Genomic DNA, 1,531 nt, shown 5'->3' with positions numbered 1-1,531 from the left:
CTCAACTTTCGCAGAGTGAAATCGGCAAATAAGACTTGATATAGCTTGGAAGGCCAGAGATCCACTGCTCAAGTTGACTTAGTATCAACTTTTTGATTTTCTTATTCGTCTGTTTTAGTGCGTCTTGAAGAAGCTCGATTAACTGCTGTAATGCGACAGCCCAATCAAGTTCATTTACTTCATCGCATAATTCGTAAAACAGGCCACCTATTGTGCGTTGATCGGTGTTACAACGATTCTGCCATGACAGTACGATAAAACGAGTAAATACAATCGTTGTATGGCAAATAAGCGCATCATAAGACCGGCTTTGGAACTCTTTTTCAAGTTTCAAAAGAGATTTGGCCGCCTTAAAAAACACCTCGATATCCCAACGCATTCCATAGATTCGGACGATTTCCTGTTCTGATAGCGTGCAATCGGTACTGAGGATGGCAAGCCAGTCGCTTTTCTTGTTCCTGTTTCGAATAAAAACAACTTTTATTGGTGTTCCATTGGCCATTGTCGTATGGATGGAACGAAGAATTCCTTTCTTTGATTGAACGGGTCCGGCCAAACGATATAGCTGCTTTAAAGAAACCAATGTCCCATTTATGTTATAGCGCTGTTTTGTTTCTTTAACCATTCCAATGACATCCAAACCTTGTTCAACTATAGCTTTGATAAGTGGTGGTAAGGTAAACCAAGAATCCATAAGGACATAACTCGCATCTATTCCACTAGCTAGCGCACGTTTGATCATGTCAGGAATTTGTTCTGGCTCTGTTTGTAATGCATTTTCCCGACGCTTATATCCACAAGTACGTTTATCAACTTGTTCAGAGATTCCATTGATTTGAGACTTTTTTGAACTGACTAAAGAAAAGTCAATTGGCATAAATGTATAGCCATCTGACCAGCCCAAAGTGAGCATACGAAAGCCTTTATAGAAACGCATTTTAAGAGAAGTGTGATCAAAACAACGAGCGAGAAGTTCTACCTTTTTACTCCGATTTCGGTCATACGCAGAATCATCGATAATCAATACTTTTGGACGCTCTTTATTCGTAAGACGAGTAACCTTTTGAATGGTAAAAGTGCTCAATAGTAATAAGAACCGGCGCCAATTGAAAGTGGATTGGTTTAAAAAGCGATAGACTGCATCTTTAGCTGGAAACTGATCGGCCTTCTTTGAATCAAGAAGAGAAAACCAATTTTTATGTTGAAAAATCAAACAGAAAACAAGCTGAAATAAGGATGAGCAACTGAAACCAAAGGATTTTTTAATACCAGCTTGGCGTAAATGCTTATTAATTTCAAGCTCAGAAAAAACAGAGTTAAGTTCATTTGGTAGTTGATTATACTCGCTATTTTGGTCTATCATATAGGGGACACCTCTTCTATGTGGTAGTGATTTCTCGACAATCTCACTATACCAAAGATCGAGGTGTTTTTTCATTTTTTAATAACATTGTCAAGCCATATATTTAATAGACCTTAAAAACAATACAACCAACGATTAGCACTTATTTTTCTGGTGCGAAAGTTGAGT

Annotated in this window: 1 protein-coding gene; it reads right to left on the bottom strand. The window is 38.0% G+C overall.

All coding sequences use genetic code 11. The features are described 5' to 3' along the window. Nucleotide 1: 1 nt before the first annotated feature. A complete protein-coding gene (locus tag F9279_RS24740; RefSeq protein ID WP_152116734.1) occupies nt 2-1,363 on the bottom strand; it encodes a transposase in 1,362 nt (453 codons plus the stop codon). Nucleotides 1,364-1,531: the final 168 nt, after the last annotated feature.

Source organism: Bacillus sp. B1-b2, assembly GCF_009183415.1.
GTDB lineage: Bacteria > Bacillota > Bacilli > Bacillales > Cytobacillaceae > Niallia.
This window is presented reverse-complemented; position numbering and strand designations above follow the sequence as displayed.